This window comes from Microbacterium sp. A93 (assembly GCF_051842835.1).
In genome coordinates this window covers 1-1483 of record NZ_JBPXMT010000029.1, presented here as the reverse complement: position 1 = coordinate 1483, position 1483 = coordinate 1, and the positions used below count along the sequence as shown (strand labels likewise).

General features: G+C 63.9%; 1 protein-coding gene. It reads right to left on the bottom strand.

From position 1 onward, the window contains the following. Nucleotides 1–25 precede the first annotated feature (25 nt). Entirely contained in the window at nt 26–1249 is a 1224-nt protein-coding gene (locus tag ACSU1G_RS34555; RefSeq protein WP_439286183.1) for an IS110 family transposase, read from the bottom strand. Between the last annotated feature and the right edge of the window lie 234 nt (nt 1250–1483).

Genomic DNA, 1483 nt, shown 5'->3' with positions numbered 1-1483 from the left:
CTAGATATCCCAGGGGTGCAAGTTGTCAAGCCGCGAGGGCGTGTTGGTGCGCCCAGGCAAGTTCCTCGTCGTATGGGGTGTGGTGTCGGAGGCAGCCGTCGAGGATGCCAACGAGTCGGTTAGCGAGTGTGCGGAGGGCTTGGTGGTGTGTCGCGCCGCGGGCGCGGTGGGCGTCGTAGAACGCCCTCGCGCCAGGTGAGGTGCTCAGCGCGCAGAACGCCTGCTGATGCAACGCGTCGGCGAGACGCTTGTTGCGGGCATAGCGGGCGAGGACGACGCGCCTGGTTCCTGACGCGCGGGTGATCGGACTAGTACCGGCGTAGTTGCGGCGTGCTTTCGCATCAGCGAACCTGTCATGGTCGTCACCAAACTCGGCGAGCACCCGGGCGCCGAGAACGACACCGAGTCCGGGCTGGCTGGTGATGATCTCAGCGTCCGGGTGCCGGCCAAAACACGCCGCGACTTCCGTGTCCAGCGCGCTGATCTGAACAGCCATCGCGACAAGAACGGCGATGATTGCGTGCACCCCTGACCCGTAAGCGGTCGTAACCGGGGCGGGGAGTTCGAGCTGCTCGGCGTGCAGCGCGGTCAGGATCCGCCCCGCGCGGGTGTCGAGGTTGCGTTGGCGTCCTGCCCGTCGTAGCAGGCTGATCACCCGGGTGCGGGTCAATGCTCGCCCTGCGGCGGGTGTGGGGGCTGCCGCGAGCACGGCAAGGGCATCTCTGCCCGAGAAGTCATCCGCGAAAGCAATCAGAGCGGCAGGGTAAAACTCGCGCAGCATTGATCGCAGCTGGTTCGCTTGCCGCTGCCTCGACCAGATCATCGTCTGATGGGTGCGGGCAAGCGCTTTGATCGCTTCCGCGAGCTCACTATCACCGGTGCTGCGGCGGTGGTGATCCCGGTCACAACGGACGATCTCGGCCAGAACGTGCGCGTCACCGGGGTCGGACTTCGCTCCTGAGGACGTGTGTCGTTCCCGGTAGCGGGCGGACTGGACCGGGTTGATCGGATAGACCGAATAGCCGGCCGCGATCAACGCCTGCACCCACCCGCCGCGATCCGTCTCGATCCCGACGAACACAGTCTCTGGCTTATCGGTCTCGTCGAGGTGATCACCAATCAGCGCGTGCAGCTGCGCGAGACCGACGACACCTTCTGGCAACCGTCGACGAACAAGGACCATGCCCTGCCCATCCTGCAACTCCACATCGTGATGAGCTTCAGCCCAATCATCTCCAAGGAACAACACGTCACAACTCCCATCTTCGATCACTGACATCATCGTCAGGAGGAAGCTCGCATCGCCCTAATGGTTCAGTGCTCACGGCACGTCATCCCAGCAGTCGTCACGCCTCCTCGCGCGTCGGCGGGGGCACGATCTAGATCTAGACCTCAAAGGCCTGAGTGAAAGAGTGCTCACCCACCAACGGACTCAACCACCAGCCTGACCCACGGATCAAGCCGATGCACCCCCATTAGAGTG